This window comes from Rhodoplanes elegans (genome assembly GCF_016653355.1).
Taxonomy (GTDB): Bacteria; Pseudomonadota; Alphaproteobacteria; order Rhizobiales; family Xanthobacteraceae; genus Rhodoplanes; species Rhodoplanes elegans.
Window position 1 is genome coordinate 1 of the sequence record NZ_NHSK01000085.1, and the last position, 18,270, is coordinate 18,270.

General features: G+C 68.7%; 20 protein-coding genes. 10 read left to right on the forward strand and 10 right to left on the reverse strand.

What is annotated here, in order from left to right:
- Positions 1 to 180 precede the first annotated feature (180 nt).
- Both CCR97_RS11505 and CCR97_RS11510 read left to right on the forward strand, forming a co-directional pair.
- Positions 181 to 648: a molybdenum cofactor biosynthesis protein MoaE gene (locus CCR97_RS11505; RefSeq protein ID WP_201159509.1), complete on the forward strand. Its 468-nt coding sequence runs from the start codon at positions 181 to 183 to the stop codon at positions 646 to 648.
- 327 nt (positions 649 to 975) lie between these two features.
- Positions 976 to 2,841, forward strand: coding sequence for a potassium transporter Kup (locus CCR97_RS11510; protein WP_111358312.1), 1,866 nt, complete (start codon positions 976 to 978; stop codon positions 2,839 to 2,841).
- 71 nt (positions 2,842 to 2,912) lie between these two features.
- Here CCR97_RS11510 and CCR97_RS11515 read toward each other — a convergent pair whose 3' ends face one another.
- Positions 2,913 to 3,803: a branched-chain amino acid aminotransferase gene (locus tag CCR97_RS11515; RefSeq protein WP_111358311.1), complete on the reverse strand. Its 891-nt coding sequence runs from the start codon at positions 3,801 to 3,803 to the stop codon at positions 2,913 to 2,915.
- A 291-nt stretch (positions 3,804 to 4,094) separates the two neighbouring features.
- On the opposite strand from CCR97_RS11515, the gene CCR97_RS11520 reads away from it, so the two are divergent.
- From CCR97_RS11520 to CCR97_RS11530, 3 genes are all read left to right on the forward strand, one after another.
- Positions 4,095 to 4,640, forward strand: a complete 546-nt coding sequence (locus CCR97_RS11520) for a MarR family winged helix-turn-helix transcriptional regulator (RefSeq protein ID WP_111358310.1) — start codon at positions 4,095 to 4,097, stop codon at positions 4,638 to 4,640.
- Between the two features lie 13 nt (positions 4,641 to 4,653).
- Complete coding sequence (locus CCR97_RS11525; RefSeq protein WP_111358309.1) at positions 4,654 to 5,376, forward strand: response regulator; 723 nt, start codon at positions 4,654 to 4,656, stop codon at positions 5,374 to 5,376.
- Between the two features lie 184 nt (positions 5,377 to 5,560).
- Positions 5,561 to 6,949 carry an ATP-binding protein gene (locus CCR97_RS11530; protein ID WP_111358308.1) on the forward strand — a complete coding sequence of 463 codons (1,389 nt, stop codon included), beginning with the start codon at positions 5,561 to 5,563 and terminating at the stop codon, positions 6,947 to 6,949.
- A 163-nt stretch (positions 6,950 to 7,112) separates the two neighbouring features.
- On the opposite strand, the gene CCR97_RS11535 is transcribed toward CCR97_RS11530, so the two are convergent.
- Positions 7,113 to 7,688, reverse strand: coding sequence for a TetR/AcrR family transcriptional regulator (locus tag CCR97_RS11535; protein WP_111358307.1), 576 nt, complete (start codon positions 7,686 to 7,688; stop codon positions 7,113 to 7,115).
- Between the two features lie 130 nt (positions 7,689 to 7,818).
- On the opposite strand from CCR97_RS11535, the gene CCR97_RS11540 reads away from it, so the two are divergent.
- Positions 7,819 to 8,571: an oxygen-binding di-iron domain-containing protein gene (locus tag CCR97_RS11540; protein WP_111358306.1), complete on the forward strand. Its 753-nt coding sequence runs from the start codon at positions 7,819 to 7,821 to the stop codon at positions 8,569 to 8,571.
- Positions 8,572 to 8,910: 339 nt separating this feature from the next.
- Positions 8,911 to 10,218, forward strand: coding sequence for a dicarboxylate/amino acid:cation symporter (locus CCR97_RS11545; RefSeq protein ID WP_111358305.1), 1,308 nt, complete (start codon positions 8,911 to 8,913; stop codon positions 10,216 to 10,218).
- Between the two features lie 100 nt (positions 10,219 to 10,318).
- On the opposite strand, the gene CCR97_RS11550 is transcribed toward CCR97_RS11545, so the two are convergent.
- The 5 genes from CCR97_RS11550 to proC form a co-directional block, all read right to left on the reverse strand.
- Positions 10,319 to 10,696: a GlsB/YeaQ/YmgE family stress response membrane protein gene (locus CCR97_RS11550; protein WP_201159511.1), complete on the reverse strand. Its 378-nt coding sequence runs from the start codon at positions 10,694 to 10,696 to the stop codon at positions 10,319 to 10,321.
- Between the two features lie 72 nt (positions 10,697 to 10,768).
- On the reverse strand, positions 10,769 to 11,530 hold the full coding sequence (locus CCR97_RS11555) for a TetR/AcrR family transcriptional regulator (protein WP_111356011.1): 762 nt from the start codon (positions 11,528 to 11,530) through the stop codon (positions 10,769 to 10,771).
- Positions 11,531 to 11,644: 114 nt separating this feature from the next.
- Positions 11,645 to 12,070 (reverse strand): type II toxin-antitoxin system death-on-curing family toxin, encoded by a 426-nt coding sequence (locus CCR97_RS11560; protein ID WP_170145712.1) that lies wholly within the window; start codon positions 12,068 to 12,070, stop codon positions 11,645 to 11,647.
- On the reverse strand, positions 12,060 to 12,236 hold the full coding sequence (locus CCR97_RS11565; RefSeq protein WP_170145711.1) for a hypothetical protein: 177 nt from the start codon (positions 12,234 to 12,236) through the stop codon (positions 12,060 to 12,062). The genes CCR97_RS11560 and CCR97_RS11565 overlap by 11 nt, the downstream gene beginning before the upstream one ends.
- Positions 12,237 to 12,372: 136 nt before the next feature.
- Positions 12,373 to 13,248 carry a pyrroline-5-carboxylate reductase gene (gene proC / locus CCR97_RS11570; protein WP_111356005.1) on the reverse strand — a complete coding sequence of 292 codons (876 nt, stop codon included), beginning with the start codon at positions 13,246 to 13,248 and terminating at the stop codon, positions 12,373 to 12,375.
- Positions 13,249 to 13,484: 236 nt separating this feature from the next.
- Between proC and CCR97_RS11575 the strand changes: the two genes are divergently transcribed.
- On the forward strand, positions 13,485 to 14,360 hold the full coding sequence (locus CCR97_RS11575; RefSeq protein ID WP_111356004.1) for an S-methyl-5'-thioadenosine phosphorylase: 876 nt from the start codon (positions 13,485 to 13,487) through the stop codon (positions 14,358 to 14,360).
- Positions 14,361 to 14,434: 74 nt separating this feature from the next.
- Here the strand turns inward: CCR97_RS11575 and CCR97_RS11580 are convergent, their stop codons facing one another.
- On the reverse strand, positions 14,435 to 15,934 hold the full coding sequence (locus tag CCR97_RS11580) for a tetratricopeptide repeat protein (RefSeq protein WP_146618660.1): 1,500 nt from the start codon (positions 15,932 to 15,934) through the stop codon (positions 14,435 to 14,437).
- A 240-nt stretch (positions 15,935 to 16,174) separates the two neighbouring features.
- Between CCR97_RS11580 and CCR97_RS11585 the strand changes: the two genes are divergently transcribed.
- Positions 16,175 to 16,636, forward strand: coding sequence for an SAM-dependent methyltransferase (locus tag CCR97_RS11585; protein WP_111356000.1), 462 nt, complete (start codon positions 16,175 to 16,177; stop codon positions 16,634 to 16,636).
- A 199-nt stretch (positions 16,637 to 16,835) separates the two neighbouring features.
- Here the strand turns inward: CCR97_RS11585 and CCR97_RS11590 are convergent, their stop codons facing one another.
- Positions 16,836 to 17,036, reverse strand: coding sequence for a hypothetical protein (locus tag CCR97_RS11590; protein WP_111355998.1), 201 nt, complete (start codon positions 17,034 to 17,036; stop codon positions 16,836 to 16,838).
- A 104-nt stretch (positions 17,037 to 17,140) separates the two neighbouring features.
- On the opposite strand from CCR97_RS11590, the gene CCR97_RS11595 reads away from it, so the two are divergent.
- Positions 17,141 to 17,692 (forward strand): adenine phosphoribosyltransferase, encoded by a 552-nt coding sequence (locus CCR97_RS11595; RefSeq protein ID WP_111355996.1) that lies wholly within the window; start codon positions 17,141 to 17,143, stop codon positions 17,690 to 17,692.
- Positions 17,693 to 17,827: 135 nt separating this feature from the next.
- Here CCR97_RS11595 and CCR97_RS11600 read toward each other — a convergent pair whose 3' ends face one another.
- Positions 17,828 to 18,259: a cupin domain-containing protein gene (locus tag CCR97_RS11600; RefSeq protein WP_170145714.1), complete on the reverse strand. Its 432-nt coding sequence runs from the start codon at positions 18,257 to 18,259 to the stop codon at positions 17,828 to 17,830.
- Between the last annotated feature and the right edge of the window lie 11 nt (positions 18,260 to 18,270).

Here is an 18,270-nt window from a genome sequence, read left to right on the forward strand (position 1 = left end):
CACCGACAGGCCGAACATATGGACGCAAGCGATCCGATCCGTTCTGAAAATCTCTTGCTGCACGGGGGCCGTCCACATATGGGTCCCGGGCTCGGCACTTCGTGCCGCCCCGGGACGACGGAAGCTAGTCGTGTCAGGCTCCCCGAGGGGGACGAACGCCGAGCCGCGAGGGCCGAGTTCATGACCGTCCGCATCCAACGCGAGCCCTTCGACGCCGCCGCCGAGGCGAAGGCGATCGCGGCCGGCCGAACCGACATCGGCGCCGTGGTGACGTTCACGGGCATCTGCCGCGGCGCCGACGACGGCCGGCCGGTCGCGGCGCTGACGCTCGAGCACTATCCGGGCATGGCCGAGGCCGAGATCGAGCGCCACGTCGCCGAGGCGCAGGCGCGCTGGCCGCTGATGGGCGTCACCGTGATCCACCGGTTCGGCCGCATGGAGCCGGGGGACGACATCGTGCTGGTCGTCACCGCCTCGTCGCACCGGGGCGACGCCTTCGCGGCGGCCGAGTTCCTGATGGACTTTCTCAAGACCCGCGCCCCCTTCTGGAAGAAGGAGGAGCGCCCGGGCGAGACCGGCTGGGTCGCCGCCAAGGACGTCGACGACACCGCCGCGGCCCGCTGGGAGAACGGGGCGGAGGGGACGTAGAGCACGCGACCCGCGCCCTTTTCCCCTCTCCCCGCGTGCGGGGAGAGGGTGGCTCGGACCGAAGGTCCGAGTCGGGTGAGGGGGCGTTTCCGCAAAGCAGAGACTCGCGGCGACGCCCCCTCACCCGACATCCGCGCTGGACGCGCGAATGTCGACCTCTCCCCGCGCGGCGGGGAGAGGTGAGGCGCCGCGCCATCCGCGGCGTCCGCGCGCGCGGAAAGAGAAACGCGGCCCCCGCCCGCCCCGCCGCAGCGCGAAGCCGGCGGTTGACGCACGTCAAGGTGTTGCGCTGCAATAAGTCCCAGATGGCTCCAACGGGGGGCCGTCATGAGCGACGACAGGCGGAAGCTGGCCGGGCTGCTCCTGGGGGCGCTGGGCGTCGTGTACGGCGACATCGGCACCAGCCCGCTCTACGCGCTGCGCGAGACCTTCGCCGGACACCATCCGATTCCCGTCACGCCCGAGAACGTGTTCGGCGTGCTGTCGCTGGTGTTCTGGACCGTGATGCTGCTCGTCACGGTAAAATACGTCCTGATCATCATGCGGGCCGACAACCACGGCGAGGGCGGCAGCCTGGCGCTGCTGGCCCTGGTGACGGATCTGACCCGCGGCATGCGGGTGTCGCGCCCGCTGATGCTGCTCGGCATCTTCGCGGCGGCATTGTTTTACGGCGACAGCATGATCACGCCGGCCATCTCGGTGCTCAGCGCCGTCGAGGGCCTCGAGGTGATCGCGCCCGAGCTCGAATCCGTCGTGGTACCGGTCACGGCCGTGGTGCTGGCCGGGCTGTTCGTGCTGCAGAAGAAGGGCACCGGCGCGGTCGGCATGCTGTTCGGCCCGATCATGCTGATCTGGTTCGCCGTCCTCGCCGTGCTCGGCGTCATCAACATCCTGGCGCATCCGGGCGTGCTCGCCGCGCTGTCGCCCGGCTACGCGGCCGCCTTCGTCATCGGCCACCCGCTCGCCGGCTTCTTCGCCCTCGGCACCGTGGTGCTCGCCGTGACCGGGGGCGAGGCGCTCTACACCGACATGGGCCATTTCGGCCGGTTCCCGATCCGGCTCACCTGGTTCACGTTCGTCATGCCGGCCCTGATGCTGAACTATCTGGGGCAGGGCGCGCTGCTGCTCGACAATCCGGCCGCGGTGACGAACCCGTTCTACAAGCTGGTACCCGACTGGGCCGTGGCGCCGCTGATCATTCTCGCGACGCTCGCCACCGTGATCGCCTCGCAGGCCGTGATCTCCGGCGCCTTCTCGGTCGCCCGGCAGGCCGTGCAGCTCGGTCTCCTGCCGCGCATGACCATCGTCCACACCTCTGGCGCCGAGGAGGGGCAGATCTACGTGCCCTTCACCAACTGGACGCTGGTGTTCGCCGTCATCGCGCTCGTCGTCGGGTTCCAGTCGTCGAGCAATCTCGCCGCCGCCTACGGCATCGCCGTCACCGGCACCATGATGATCGACACCATCCTGGTCGCCTTCGTGATGCTGTATCTCTGGAAGTGGCCGCGCCTGCTGGTGGTGCTGCTGATCGGCGGCCTGCTGCTGATCGACGTCGCGTTCTTCTCGGCGAACTTCATCAAGGTGACGCAGGGCGGCTGGTTCTCGCTGTTCATCGCCTTCCTGTCGTTCACGGTGCTGACCACCTGGCGGCGCGGCCGCGAGCTGGTGCGCAACCAGCTCACCCGCCAGTCGGTGCCGCTCGACGCCGTGATGCGCTCGCTCGGGCCCGACATCTCGCGCGCCAAGGGCACGGCCGTGTTCATGACCTCGACGTCCGACGGCGTGCCGGCGGCGCTCCTGCACAACGTCAAGCACAACCAGACCGTCCACGAGCGGGTGATGCTGGTGACCGTGAAGACGGCCGACGCGCCCTATGTGGCGGAGGCGGAGCGCGGGACCGTGACGGCGCTGGGCGACGGCTTCTGGCGCATCCTGATCCGCTTCGGCTTCATGGAGACGCCCGACGTGCCGGCGGCCCTCGCCGGCCTCGCCGACAAGGGCGTCTTTCTCGATCCGATGAAGACGTCGTATTTCCTCAGCCGCGACACCATCGTGCCGAGCCTGCAGCCCGGCATGGCGGTGTGGCGCGAGCGCCTGTTCGCCTTCATGGCGCTGAACGCGACGCGTGCGACGGTGTTCTTCAAGATCCCGACCGAGCGGGTCGTGGAGCTGGGGACGCAGCTGGAGATTTGAGGCGACGCCGCGCAGTGGTTCCCTCTCCCCGCGCGCGGGGAGAGGTGAAGGAACGACGTTCCGGCGGTAACTCACGCCGCGGCGGCGGCGCCCTTGGGCTGGGTCTCGGCCGTGTAGTCGTCCATCAGCTGCTTGGTGATCTGGCTCGGCGTGAACTTCCAGTCGGCGATCTCGGCGACTGCCGTCACCTCGGCGGCCGAGCCGGTGATGAAGCACTCGGTGAAGCCGGTCAGCTCCTCGGGCATGATGCGGCGCTCGACCACCTCGATGCCGCGGCGCTTGGCCAGCTCGATCACGGTCTGGCGGGTGAGGCCGTCGAGGAAGCAGTCGGCGGTCGGCGTGTGGATGACGCCGTCCTTGATGAAGAAGATGTTGGCGCCCGTGCACTCGGCGACGCGGCCCTGCCAGTCGAGCATCATGGCGTCGGCATAGCCGCGCCGCTCCGCCCGGTGCTTGCTGATCGTGCAGATCATGTAGAGGCCGGCCGCCTTGGCGGTCGACGGTGCCGTCTTCGGATCCGGGCGGCGATACTCGGCGAGATCGAGCCGGATGCCCTTCAGCCGCTCCTCCGGATTGAAGTAGCTCGGCCACTGCCAGGCCGCGATCGCGAGGTGGATCGTGTTGGTCTGCGCCGACACGCCCATCATCTCCGAGCCGCGCCAGGCGATCGGCCGCACATAGGCGTCGCGGAAGCCGTTCTTCTCGATGACCAGGCGCTTGGCCGCGTCGATCTCGGCGACCGACCACGGGATCTCGAAATCGAGGATGCCGGCCGAGCGCCGCAGGCGCTCCGAGTGCGGCGTGCACTTGAAGATCTCGCCGCCGTAGCAGCGCTCGCCCTCGAACACGGCGCTCGCATAGTGAAGGCCATGGGAGAGCACGTGGAGGGTCGCCTCGGTCCACGGCACCAGCTTGCCGTCGTACCAGATGACCCCGTCGAACTTGTCGAATGAAATGCCCATGGCAGCTCTCCTGAATTCGGCGCGCCGGGCGCGCCCTGCATCGGTCGGTCGGCGCGCCGTGCGCCGATCATCCTGTCGGTCGACGCGCCGCGCGCGCCGTCGTCTGTGTCGGCGCGGGGATGCGCCGTGGTCGTGCCGTTGCTTTGCGTCGTGCCGGGAGTCCCGATATGGTTCGCGCGTTCATCAGACCGCGCCGGGACCGACCTGGCAACCGTGACAACCGGGTCGGGCGAGCACGATCGTTTCGCCAACCCGCGCATGGAAGTAACAATCAAACCGAAATATGTCAACATGGCTGACATAAATGTCCGAGCAACGCCGCCCCGCCCGCTTGGCATGGATGCCGGCACGGCGGCTGCGCCGGACCTGCCCATCTGGGACGTGATCGAGCTTTTGTACTTTGCGTACAGGGACTTCGTCGCCGACCCCGACAGCGTGCTGGCGACCTTCGGGTTCGGCCGGGCGCACCACCGGGTGCTCCATTTCGTCACCCGCAACCCCGGCCTGAAGGTCGCCGAGCTGCTCGACATCCTGCGCATCACCAAGCAGTCGCTCGCCCGGGTGCTCAAGCAGCTCGTCGACGAGGGCTTCGTCGAGCAGCGCGAGGGCGAGACCGACCGCCGCCAGCGCCGGCTGTTCGCGACCGCCAAGGGCGAGGCGCTGGCCTTGAAGCTCGCCACCCAGCAGACCCGCCGGATCAGGCGCGCGCTGGCCGAGCTCGGCCCCGATGGCCACGCGCTGGCGCGGCGCTTCCTGGTCGGCATGATCGACGCCTCCGGGCGCGAGGAGGCGCTGCACTTCGTCGACCGGGCGACGGGCGTGCCGGACCGTCGCTGAGCGGGAGAGCGGGATGACCGAGCCGCAGCCGAGCGACCAGCCGTCGGCGCTTCCCGACGACGCGCCGCATCTGCTGGTGGTCGACGACGACCGCCGCATCCGCATGCTGCTGTCGCGCTATCTGAGCGCCGAGGGCTATCGCGTCACGACGGCCGAGTCGGCCGCCGATGCGCGCGCAAAACTCGGCGGGCTGTTCTTCGATCTCCTGATCCTCGACGTGATGATGCCGGGCGAGACCGGCTTCGACCTCGCCCGCTCGATCCGGGCGACGTCGAGCGTGCCGATCCTGATGCTGACTGCGCGGGCCGAGAAGCAGGACCGCATCACCGGCCTCGAGATCGGCGCCGACGACTACGTGGTGAAGCCGTTCGAGCCGCGCGAGCTGTCGCTGCGCGTCGCCTCGATCCTGCGGCGGACCCAGACGCCGGCGCCGGCGGCGCCACCCGAGCAGGTGCGCTTCGGACCCTTCGTGTTCGATGTCGGCCGCGGCGAGCTGAAGAAGGGCGACGAGATCGTCCACCTCACCGATCGCGAGCGCGAGATGCTGCGCCTGCTCGCCGCGGTGCCGGGCGACACGGTCACGCGCCTCGCGCTCGCCGGCAGCGGCGCCGCGGCGGGCGAGCGCGCCGTCGACGTGCAGGTCAACCGCCTGCGCCGCAAGATCGAGACCGACCCGGCCAACCCGCTGCTGATCCAGACCGTCCGCGGCCTCGGCTACCGCCTGGTGGTGACGTGATCAGGAGCGGACAAGAGCCGGTCATTCCGGGACGCGCGCGAAAGCGCGCGGGCCCGGAATCCATAACCCCGGTGCTGGTGGCTCACGAGATACAGGGGGTATGGGTTCCGGGCTCGACCCTTCGGGCCGCCCCGGAACGACCGGCCGCAGACATACCGCACTGTCTCCTTCGCGCGGTCGTCCCATGACCACCATCGACGTCGGCCTCGCGCGGATGCGCAGCGCCGCCGGCCGGGTCGCCGCGGTGTGGCACCGCATCGGACGTCTGTTCAAGGGCGTGCTGCCGACGCGGCTCTACGCCCGCACGCTGCTGATCATCATCGCCCCCATGGTGATCCTGCAGTCGGTGGTCGCCTTCGTGTTCATGGAGCGCCACTGGAACACGGTGACGCGCCGCCTCTCCGCCGCCGTGACGCAGGACATCGCGGCGCTGATCGACATCTACCAGTCCTATCCTCAAGATCCCGACTACACGACGCTGCGCCGCATCGCCCAGCAGCGGCTCGGCCTCGTCGTCGACGTGCTGCCCGGCACGGCGCTGCCGCCGGTCGGGCCGAAGCCGTTCTTCTCGCTGCTCGACCAGGCGCTGTCGCGCGAGATCAGCCTGCAGATCGGCCGACCGTTCTGGATCGACACGGTGGGGCGTTCCTCGCTGGTCGAGATCCGCATCCAGCTCGACAAGAACGTGCTGCGCGTCTTCGCGCGCCGCAACGCCGCCTACGCGTCGAACTCCGAGATCTTCCTGTTGTGGATGGTCGGCACATCGCTGGTGCTGATCACCATCGCGATTCTGTTCCTGCGCAACCAGATCCGCCCGATCCTCAAGCTCACCGAGGCGGTCGAGAGCTTCGGCAAGGGCCGCGACGTGCCGAATTTCGGGCCGCGCGGCGCCCAGGAGGTGCGGCGCGCCGCGCTCGCCTTCATCGAGATGAAGCGCCGCGTCGAGCGCGCCATCGAGCAACGCACCACCATGCTGGCCGGCGTCTCGCACGACCTGCGCACCGTGCTGACGCGCTTCAAGCTCGAGCTGGCGCTGCTCGGCGACGGGCCGGACTTCGATCCGCTCAAGAAGGACGTCGACGAGATGGCCCGCATGGTCGAGGCCTATCTGGCCTTTGCGCGCGGGGATTCGGGGGAGCAGGCGGAGCCGACCGACATGGCGGCGTTCCTCGACGAGCTGAAGGCCGACGCCGAGCGCGGCGGCCACCGCACCAGCGTCGCCTTCCACGGCCATCCGGTGGTGACGGTGCGGCCCTATGCGTTCCGCCGCTGCCTTGCCAATCTGGTGTCGAACGCGGCCCGCTACGCCGGCGAGATCGCCATCACGGGCCACCGCGACCACCGCTGGCTCACCGTCACGGTCGACGACGACGGCCCCGGCATCCCGGCGCATCAGCGCGAAGAAGTGTTCAAGCCGTTCCTCCGCCTCGACGACGCCCGCAACCAGGACGAAGGCGGCACCGGCCTGGGCCTCGCCATCGCCCGCGACATCGTACGCTCCCACGGCGGCGACATCACGCTGGGCGACTCCCCGCTGGGCGGATTGAGGGCGACGGTGCGGATTCCGGTGTGAGGGGACGGCGCGTTCGCCGCGGACCTCGTAGTCGTAGGATGGGTTTCGAAATGCGGCGTTCGCTCGGCGAGCGTAGCCCGGCTCGATCGTAGCCCGGGCGGAGCGGAGCGACGGCCGGGAGGGGCCTCGCCCGAGATCCCGGGTTTCGCAGGCTCAACCCGGGCTACGATGGCGCCCCCTCGATGGCGGCGACCATGGCGTCGACGGCGGCCTCGGGAGCGAGCTCGGAGTCGCGCGTAAGAGTGCGCCAGGTGAAGAAGCTCAGCGCCAGCGCCAGCATCGCCTGTTGGGTCGGGGTGAGGCCGGCGCCGAGCACCGCCCGGCAGGCCGCCATCGGGGGGCCGAGCCGCAATTCGGTGACCTCCCGGGTGAGGGCGTGATGCTCCGCGTCGCGCAGCACGCAGGCGGCCAGCGCCGCGTTGCGCCCGTACCACTCGTAGAGCGTCGCGAGGCCGGTGCGCAGCCGCTCCCGCCGGTCGGCGATCGTCGCCCACGGCGCGGCGTCGGGCAGCGGGTCGCGCTCCATGGTCAGGCCGGAGCAGGCGAGGAGCAGGCTGCGCTCGTCGGGAAAGTGGGCATAGAGCGTGTGGCGCTGCACGCCGGCGCGCTCCGCCACCATGCTGAACGTGGTCTGGGCCGGGCCGACGCTGCCGTGCAGGTCGACCGCCGCCTCGACGATGCGCAGGCGCGTCTGGGCTTGCTGCTCGGCGCGGCGCTTGAGCGTGTAGGGACGGGCCATTCGCGATTCCAGTGCACGATTCCGTGCAGTCAATATTGACAGGTGCAGCAAAGTTCGATACACGAACTTGTGCACCCAAAAGAGGCGAAAGTCCACGGGGCGGGGAACGATCGAATCGGAGGAGACGACCATGGAGACCCGCATCACCGAGATCGCCGACGGCATCTACCGGCTGTCGACCTACGTGCCGGACATCGCGCCGCCGGCCGGCTTCACGTTCAACCAGTTCCTCGTCCTCGGCGACGAGCCGCTGATGTTCCACACGGGCCTGCGCAAGATGTTCGGGCTCAACCGCGCGGCGCTCGCCCGCATCCTGCCGCCGGAGCGGCTGCGCTGGATCGCGTACGGGCATTTCGAGGCCGACGAGTGCGGCGCCATGAACGAGTGGCTCGCGGTGGCGCCGCAGGCGACCGCGGCGCACGGGCAGACCGGGTGCCTGGTGTCGCTGAACGACTTTTCCGATCGGCCGCCGCGCGTGCTCGCCGACGGCGAGGTGATCGATCTCGGCGGCAAGCGCGTGCGCTTCATCGACACGCCGCACACCCCGCACGGCTGGGACGCCGGCGTGCTGTTCGAGGAGACGACCGGGACGCTGCTGTGCGGCGACCTGTTCACCCAGCTCGGCGACGACCGCGCCGTCACCGACGGCGACATCGTCGGCCCGGCGATCGTCGCCGAGGACATGTTTCGCTACGCCGCGCTCGCGCCGGGCATGGGACGGACGATCCGCAGCCTCGCCGGGCTGGCGCCCCGGACGCTCGCCCTCATGCACGGCCCGTCCTTCACGGGCAACGGCGCCGCCGCCCTGCGGGCGCTGGCCGACGATTACGACCGCCGCATCACGGCCGAGATGGCCGAGGCGCTGCGGCCGCTCGCGGCGTGACTCCGGCGCATTCGTAGCCCGGGCGGAGCGGAGCGACGGCCGGGAGGGCCCGCCGCAGGGCAGGGCCCGGAAATGGCGCACAGAGGCCGTGCCGTGAGGCTCCCGGGTTTCGCAGGCTCAACCCGGGCTACGGCCGCTACGGCCGCCTGGGCGGATACGGCGACTCGGGCTGACCCGGCTAGCCTGCATGTCCGCCATGCAGATTCCGAATCAATCCGTGGCACTACGCTCGTTTTCCGTGCAGCGTGCACGTCATTTGGGCCAGGCATACGCGAACGACCATCCGCTCTCCCGCACCGGCCGTCGTCCTCGCTGCGCCCGACCCTTTTGGAGAGCACGATGAAGCAGCACGACAAGCTGTTGCTGGGGTTCGTCCTCGGCGTGACGTTCGGCCTGATCGGCTATTATTGGCTGCCGGCCAAGGACTTCCCCTTCATGACCACGTTCAGCGAGGTCATGACCTTCGTCGGCGCGACGTTCCTGCGCCTGATCTTCATGGTGGTGGTGCCGCTGATCCTGTCGGCCCTGATGCTCGGCACCATGGAGCTCGGCAAGGGCGCCGGCCTCGGCAAGGTGGCCGGGCGGTCGCTCCTCTTCACCATCCTCTTGAGCGGCACCTCGGTGATCATCGCCGTGGTGCTGACCAACATCCTCAAGCCCGGCGCCGGGCTGGTCTTCGACAAGGTGGCGCTCGCCCAGAACGCCGGCGTGCTGTCGATCCAGAAGAACGCCATGGCGACCCAGGCGAAGCCCTGGTACCAGTACATCGTCGACCTGCTGCCGCAGAACCCGATCGACTCGGCCGCCCGTGCCTTCTCGGGCGAGATCGTCGCCGTGATGGTGTTCGCGCTGTTCTTCGGCTGGGCGCTGTCGCGCGTGATCCAGTCGGACGATCATCCGACCAAGCAGGTGCTCGAGTCGATCTTCCAGGCCTGCATGAAGATCATCGGGCTCGCGATGGTGATCGCGCCCTATGCGATCTTCGGCATCGTGTTCAACACGGCCTACCGGATGGGCGCCGGCTTCCTCGGCAACGTCGCGTACTACGCGCTGGTCGTCGTCATCGGCCTGCTGCTGCAGTTCTTCGTCGTCTACGCCCTGTTCATCTGGGGCGTGGCGCGCACCAACCCGTTCCGCTTCTTCGCCCAGTGCAAGGAGGTCTATCTCTACGCCTTCACCACGGCGTCCTCCAACGCGACGCTGCCGGTCGCGATGGCCTGCGGCGAGAAGGTCCTCAAGCTGCCGCCCAAGATCGTCCGCTTCGTCCTCACCATCGGGGCGTCGGCGAACCAGAACGGCTCCGCCCTGTTCGAGGGCGTCACCGTGATCTTCCTGGCCCAGGTGTTCGGCATCGATCTCACCATCGGCCAGCAGGTCATCGTGGTGCTGATGTCGATGCTGGCCGGCGTCGGCACGGCCGGCGTGCCGGGTGGCGCGCTGCCGCTGATCGTCGTCGTGATGGTGCAGGTCGGCATCCCGCCGGAGGGCATCGGCCTCGTGCTCGGCGTCGACCGCTTCCTCGACATGTGCCGCACCACGCTCAATGTCGGCGGCGACCTCGTCATCGCCAAGCTGGTGACCGCCTCGGTCGACGAGAAGACGCTCGCCGCCCTGAACGACGAGCAGGCGACCGTGAAGGCCGCCTGATCGCCGCGCGCGGCACGCGCCGACGCGACACGAAAAAAGCTCCCCCGGACGAGCCGTCCGGGGGAGCTTTCGTTTTCGACGTGATCAGATGCGCCTCGGGTCAGCGACCCGCACGGGCGGCGCGAGCGACCGGCCGCTCGGGGCGCGGGCCGGTGGCGACAGCCACGGCAGGGGTGGGGCGCGCCGCCGGCCGCGGCCGGTTCCACCAGATCGCGAACTGGCGGGCGACGAACAGCAGCACGGCGGCGCCGATCAGGGCCGCCGCGGCGGTCGCGGCCGGGCCGGTGCCGGCCCCCCACTTCGCCTGGAGCGCCCAGACGCCGTCGAAGGCGCCGAAGATGCCGACCACGGCGTCCCCGAACAGCCCGAAGCCCGGCGCCACGCCGGCGTGCTCGGCCTTCCAGGCGGCGAGGCCGCCGGCGATCGCGATGATGAGAAGCGTCGTCAGCGACAGCTCCACGGGCAGGGGAAGGTTCATAGGGTCTCCTCGGGTGGTGGCTCGATCATTCGATGGTCGGGCGTGGCGGACGGAGGGCCGCGACGGCTCTCGTCACACCGCGACGGCGGCGTCGCCGTCGAGGTCGGCCGTGCGTGCCGGCCGCGTGCGCCGGCGGCTGCCGCAGCCCGGGATCAGCCCGCACACCCGGTCGAACACGCCGGTGAGCTGCTGGCCACGGCCGAGCGCGCGGTCGAGCGCCGCCATGGTGCGGGCGTGGCCGGGCTCGTCGTCGTTCAGGAAGGTCGACATCACGTTGGCATAGAGGAGCGCCAGCCCCTGGGCGCGGATCAGCCCGGTCGGGCCGGAGGCGCGGATCTCGGCGCCCGCCAGCATCCACTGCATGGAGTTGACGGCGAAGTTGTTGAGCGCGAGCGCCAGCGGCGGGTTGGTGCGGGCCGACTGCAGGAGCGAGCGGATCGCCTCCTTGTAGGGGGCGAGCATCTCGAAGCGCCGCATCAGCACGTCGAACAGCCGCTCGCGGGTCGGCTCGTCGGACATGTCGTCCTGGTCGCCGTCGAGCACCTCGCGGTCGATTTCCTTGATGTGAGCCGTCAGAATCGCGAGCTTGCCGGAGAACTGGCCGCGCAGCTCGGCGAGCGAGACGCCGGCGCGGGCCGCGATGTCGCGGAAGCCGATCGTCTCCCAGGGCTGCTCGGCGAGCAGCGTCATGAACGCCTCGATCATCTTTCCGCGCGGCGTTCCGATGCGGCCCGGCGCCTTGCGGGCGCGCGCCTGTCCGGTCGCGCCGCCGCCGCTCTCCGGGGTGTCCTCGATGCCGTCGTCGCTCGCGGGGGGACCGGGCTTGCGGGCCATGGGCTGCTCCTCTGGCTCGAAATGGCTCGAGAACTATGTAATTCCCCGGAGCGCCGGCTGCCAGGGGCGGTGACCGGCATCCCCTGCGACACGACGCGGCGGCCGGACTCGGCCTCAGTCCTGCGAGTCCTTGTAGGCCTGCCATTCGAGCGTGGTGATGACGCATTTCTGCATCGTCCGCAGGAACACGGGCTCCGGGATCTCGCCCGTGATCGACAGCTCGATGAAACGCCCGAGCGGCTCGCCGTCCGGCGCGACGAACGTGTATCCGTTGAACAGCAGGAAGACCGAGGCGGCGCTCAGCGCCGTGCGCTTGTTGCCCTGCGCGAAGGGGTGATTCCGGCCGATGCCGAGCAGCAAGGCTCCGGCGAGGCCGACGATGTCGCGATCGCCGTAATGCCAGCGGTGCACGGGACGCGCCACGGCGCTGGACAGAAGGCCGGCGTCGCGCACGAAATGAGGCTCGCCGGTGAGCTGAACAAGCCGCCTGTTGATGGTGACGACCTGGTCGTCGACGAGCCAGACAGGCTCATTTTGCAAGATAGCTCAGCGTCTCTGGAAATCGCGCGATCACATCGTCCAGAGCCTGATCGAGGTTGGTGCTGGTGGGGAGGGGCAGCCGATCGATGGACGTCTCGCGCTCACGCGAGACGCCTCCTGCGGCGGCATCCACATCAACGTGGCCGCGCGCCTTCAATGCGAGCACGAGGCTGCTCCTGGCTTTGTCTCGCGTCCCGATCATGCTCATGTAACCTGCCGAATGATGCTCCGTTCCCGATACAATTTCAACGTGCCCAGGGTGACGGGTCGCCGTTAAGATTTGGTCATCGTCATCGCGTCCGTCACCCGGCCAGCTCGCGGGAGCGGCGGGTGGCGGCGGCGATCGCCTTCTCCATCAGCGGGTCGAGGCCGTCCTGCGCCATCAGCACGTCGAGGGCGGCCGCCGTGGTGCCGCCCGGCGAGGTGACGTTCCGGCGCAAGGTCGCGGCGTCCTGGGGCGAGCGGAACAGGAGCTCGCCGGCGCCCGCGACCGTCTCGCGGGCGATCTTCTCGGCGAGCGCGGGCGGCAGCCCGGCCGCCATGCCGGCGCGGGCGAGGCTTTCGGCGAGCAGGAACACATAAGCCGGGCCCGAGCCCGACACCGCCGTGACGGCGTCGATCAGCGCCTCGTCGTCGACCCAGTCGACCTTGCCGGTGGCGCCGAGCAGGTCCTGGGCGAGCGCCCGGCCGGCCTCGCTCACGGCCGCGTTGGCGACCGCGACCGTCATGCCGCGGCCGATCGCGGCCGGCGTGTTGGGCATCGCCCGTACGGCCGCCGTGCCGGGCCCGAACACCTGCTCGAGGAAGCCCAGCGTCTTGCCCGCCATGATCGAGATCATCACGGCGCCGGACGCCGCGAGCCCCTGCAGCGCCGGCAGCGCCGCGGGCGCCACCTGCGGCTTGACGGCGAGCACCACGGCCTGCGGCTTCAGCCCGGCCGGATCGGGGTTGAGCCTGAGCCCCGAGATCGCCTGCGCGGCCATCTCGGGCGACGGCTGCGGCTCCAGCACGACGATCTTGCGCGGATCGAGCCCGAGGCGCAGCCAGCCGTCGAGCAGCGCGCCGCCCATCTTGCCGGCCCCGACCAGCACGATCGGCCCCCTCAGGCCGGCGAGCACGCTCTTGGACGGGCCGGCGGCGGTCGTGGCGGGTGTGGGGTCGGGCTTGCGCTGGGGCATGGCTGAAAGAACCTCTCGGGCATTCGGCGGCACTGGTGGCGCGCCGGAAACACGTTGACCGCCGACCGGGGCTTCGTCCACAACCCGACCCATCGGTCCCGGACCGCTCGATCGGACACTCTCGGCCGCTTGGCAAGCCATCCGTTCGCGCGCGGCCGGGCGACATGACGGACATTGGCGCGAGATTGCGTGGGACTCATTGGCGCCGGCGAGCGGCGCGGAACATCGGGGCGAGCATGGCCAAGGCGGTATTGGGGATCATCGGGGGATCGGGCGTCTACGACCTGCCGGGACTGGAGAACGTCGTCGAGAAGGCGGTCGAGAGCCCGTGGGGCGAGCCGTCCGGCCCGCTGGTGATGGGCGAGGTCGCGGGCCTGCCGATCGTCTTCCTGTCGCGCCACGGCAAGGGCCACCGCATCTCGCCGTCCGACATCAACTACCGGGCGAACATCGACATCCTCAAGCGCGTCGGTGTCACCGACATCGTCACGCTGTCGGCCTGCGGCTCGTTCAAGCAGGAGCTGCCGCCCGGCACCTTCGTGCTGATCGACCAGTTCGTCGATCGCACCTACAAGCGCGAGAGCTCGTTCTTCGGCACCGGCTGCGTCGCCCATGTCTCGATGGCGCACCCGATCTCGCCGCGGTTGCGCATCCACATCGCGGAAGCCGCGCGGGCCGAGGACATCGCGGTGGTCCACGACGGAACTTACGTCTGCATGGAGGGGCCGCAGTTCTCCAGCTACGCGGAGAGCATGACCTACAAGCAGGCGGGTTATTCGGTGATCGGCATGACCAACATGCCGGAGGCCAAGCTCGCCCGCGAGGCGGAGATTTGCTACGCGACCGTCGCCATGGTGACGGATTTCGACTGCTGGCATCCCGATCACGACGCCGTCACGGTGCAGGACATCATCAAGGTGCTGGGCGAGAACGCCGAGAAGGCGAAGCGCCTGGTGGCACGGCTCGCCCGCGATTTCCCGCGCGAGCACGAGCCGTGCCCGATCGGCTCCGACCGCGCCCTCGACAACGCCCTGATCACGGCGCCCGACGCGCGCGACCCGGCGCTGCTGGCGAAGCTCGACGCGGTGGCGGGCCGGGTGCTGCGGGTGTGACTTGCCCGTCTAAGTTGATGAGCGCTGCGGGCTTTATCGCCGACGGACAGACCTCTGCCGAGGCAGGGTGCTTCTTAACGGCTGCCGTGACCCGCTGGGGCTCGCGATTCTTGTTCACCACCATAGATGGCCAGCTCGAAGTCGGCATCGCCCTTGAACACTTCTAAGTCGTTCTCCGCGGGCGGGCTTTGCTCGCGGGCCGGATCGAAAATCCTGCGCAAGAAGATGCGCGGGGCGCTGTTCGGGTCGGGAGCGAGCTGGACCACCGCCCGGACAGCCTGGAGGGCCTTCGATCGCACGGACTCGGCGGACTCTGTCTCTCCGGCGCTAGAAAGAGACTCTCCGGCGTCATAAAGGTATTTAAATTTCTGTCCTAGAGCTGCAGCCTGCCATAGCCGCACAGCGGGATCATTAGCGGTATTAGGGTTGCTGATGAGCTTCTCGGCGATCGGCAGGGCCGTTCGGAAGCTCTGTGGCGGTTCGAGGTACAGACTGACATACAGCTCGCGCTTGAGTATGTCGTCATCGTTCGGTGAAATCTGTTCCGCCTCTTTTAGGGTTACCAGAGCTGATTCCCAAAGCTGCTGAAGAATGTATATGTCGGCCAGCTTCACCCTGAGTACCGGGTCCTTGGGCTTTTGTTGTACAGCGACGCGGATTGCATCGGTTGCAGCGGGAAAGTTACCGGCGCGCGCCTGGGCCGCGGCCCAGGCCGCGCGTTGATCCGCCGTCTGCAAGCTAGAATACGGCACGCTTCGTACTTCCCGATCAGAAGCGACCTCGGGAGCTGCGATAGCCCTGTTGCTCGGTCGAGAGCCAGTGGTTGCAGTCGCCGGCAAGTCCGTGATCGGAGCATTGCTGCTCTTGTCAAATTTCCTAGCGATTTCCGGATGATCCGAAGCCGCTTCCGTATCCAAGAGCAAAAGAAGGATTCGAGTACGTGTTTCGAGATAGAAAAAAAGAAAACAGCCGATACTCGCTGCCGCCACTGTGAGGACAAACAATACGTCGCCACCTCCAGCGTTCTGGATGCCCTCGTTGAACTTACCGGCGAGAGACCAGACCTTCTCCCAGATTGTCGTAGCTTGGACCAGTCCGAGCCCGACGATGATCTTTGTGATCCAGTCGGAGATTTCCTCGAGGTTGGTGTTGTTGCGGTAGATCCTGGCCGAAGCGTTTGCTGCAGGAATGGGTGCCACCCCTGCGGCCCCGCCGATTGAAGGAATTGATCCGGCAGTGGTTGTGGTCGTGGGGGGCGCTGCGGCATTGCCACCGGCATCTCCGGCCGCTCGCTGTAATTGCCGTGGGATGCCGAACAGAAAGCCCAGGAAACCACCTGATGCCGCGGCCGACATGATCGTTGCGAGAAGGAGACCAAAGGTTTGGAGAAAAAGCGCTTCGGACGATCTCGCGAAGGAGTTCGCGATGCTGAATAGCATAGCCAATGTGCCGAGCGTGAAGAAGAACTGCATCGTGAGTCGCTCGACCTGACTCAGCTGTTCGTAGAGAGAGCCGCGAATTCCGCTCGCGCCCGAGATCCCGTCTGACGGAGTAGATGCTATCGTGGTCGACATGCTCGACTCGTCCGCAATGCTGAAACACTCGCGAAGGTCGTTTTGGCAGAGTTCTGCAATTCCATGCCAAGGTCAACCTAAAATTGCGGAGACTTTTCGTAAGCAATTGCGCCCCGGGTCGCGGCAACGCGGGAGACCGGTAATTATTAATTGTTCGGGTTCAAAACGGCCTTGATGATGCGCAACTAAGCCGACTCGGCCGGGGGTGGGTCCGCCGTCGAAATGCCGAAGGGGGAGCTAATGTCTGTCGTTCTGCAGCCCATTGGGATCGTGCGCGGCGGGCGGGCCGAGGCGGTCGACGACGGCTGGGGCACGGTCGAGGCCGACATCGTGCTCGACCCGGCGCAGGTGACGCCGGAGGCGACGCTCGGGCTCACCGCCTATAGCCACGTCGTCGTCGTCTTCCACATGCACAAGGTCGGCGAGGACAAGGTCGAGCGCGGCGCCCGCCATCCGCGCGAGCGCGCCGACTGGCCACGCCTCGGGATTCTCGCGCAGCCGGCCCGGTCGCGGCCGAACCGGCTCGGCGTGACGCCGGTGGCGCTCGTCGCGGTCGACGGGCGCACGGTCCGGGTGCGCGGCCTCGACGCCATCGACGGCACGCCCGTGCTCGACATCAAGCCGTACATCACGGGCTTCGCCCCGCGCGGCGTGATCCGCGAGCCGACCTGGGTGCGCGACCTCATGCGGGAGTATTGGTGACGCCCGTCATTCCGGGGCCTCGTGTCCCGGGCGCGGCGCGACGCGCCGTGACCCGGGACCCAGGGCGATCGGACGCGGCGTTCGCGAACGGGGCTGTCGTCGATGCGCTTTCCGTGCCGCCCCTGGGCCCCGGATCGGCGACGCATCAGGCCTGCGGCCTGCTGCGCCTTGTCCGGGGCACGCAGCACCGAAGTTCCGCTCACAGGCTCCAGCGGCGCATGAAGACGTCCATCTGGCCACCGAACAGGGCGGCGAACACGGCCGAGAGGACGAAGCCGAGCACGGCCAGGATGAGGGCGGCCGGAATTGCCGCGAGGCTGAGCTTGACGAGAAAGAACACCAGCCGGAAAAAGGGGATGCGGAGGTCGACGACGACGATCTTCTGCGAAATTTCATCCATGGGGGGTCTCCGTTGCGTTCGGCGTCATGCTTCGCCACCCTGAGCCGCCCTGCAAGCGCGAGCCGCCCGGCAAGTTTCGTTTCCCACCCCCCTCAGGCCGTACGATGATCACCAGCACTGCCGTCGAGAAAGACCTCAAGGCCGCGATCCGGACCATTCCGGACTATCCCAAGCCCGGCATCCTGTTCCGCGACATCACCACGCTCCTCAGCGACGCCTGGGCGTTCCGCCGCACCGTCGACGAGCTGGTGCAGCCCTGGGCCGGCATGAAGATCGACAAGGTCGCCGGCATCGAGGCGCGCGGCTTCATCCTGGGCGGGGCGGTGGCGCACCAGGTCTCGGCCGGCTTCGTGCCGATCCGCAAGAAAGGCAAGCTGCCGCACAAGCGGGTCAGCATCGCCTACTCGCTCGAGTATGGCCTCGACGAGATGGAGGTCCACGAGGACGCCGTGAAGGCCGGCGAGCGGGTGATCCTGGTCGACGACCTGATCGCCACGGGCGGCACGGCCGAAGGTGCCGTGAAGCTGATGCGCCAGCTGGGCGCCGAGGTCCTGGCCGCCTGCTTCGTCATCGACCTGCCGGATCTCGGCGGCGCCGACAAGCTGCGCGCCCTCGACGTTCCGGTGCGCACGCTCCTGACCTTCGACGGCCACTGAGGCGACGCGGCCGTCATTCCGGGGCGCGCGCAAGCGCGAACCCGGAATCCAACGACAGGCAGGGCGTTTCGGCCTGGATTCCGGGTTCGCCGCTGCGCGGCGCCCGGAATGACGAGGAAGCGGTCGCTCCCGCCCTCATCCGGCCGGCGGCGAGAAGCCCGGCGGCGCGAGCTCGAAGGTCTCGAACAAGAAGCCCGGCGCCACCGTGCAGCCGACCAGCGTCCAGGCGCCGAGGCTCTCGGCGGCCTGCCAGGCGTCGGCCGGCACCACGGCCTGCGGCCGCTCGCCGGCCATCAGGTCCGGCCCGAGCCGGACCGTCTGGGGCGGCTCGCCGGCCGGTGCGATCTCGAGCGCCAGCGGGCTGCCCGCGTGCCAGTGCCACGCCTCGGCGGCGTCGACCCGGTGCCAATGCGAGCGCTCGCCCTTCGCCAGCAGGAAATAGATCGCGGTCGAGGCGGCGCGCCCCGGCGCCACCTCGGTCGGGTCCCGAAACGTCTCGCGAAAATGCCCACCCTCGGGATGCGGCTGCAGCCCGAGCAGGGCGATCACCTCGGCGGCGGTCATGATCAATCCCTCAA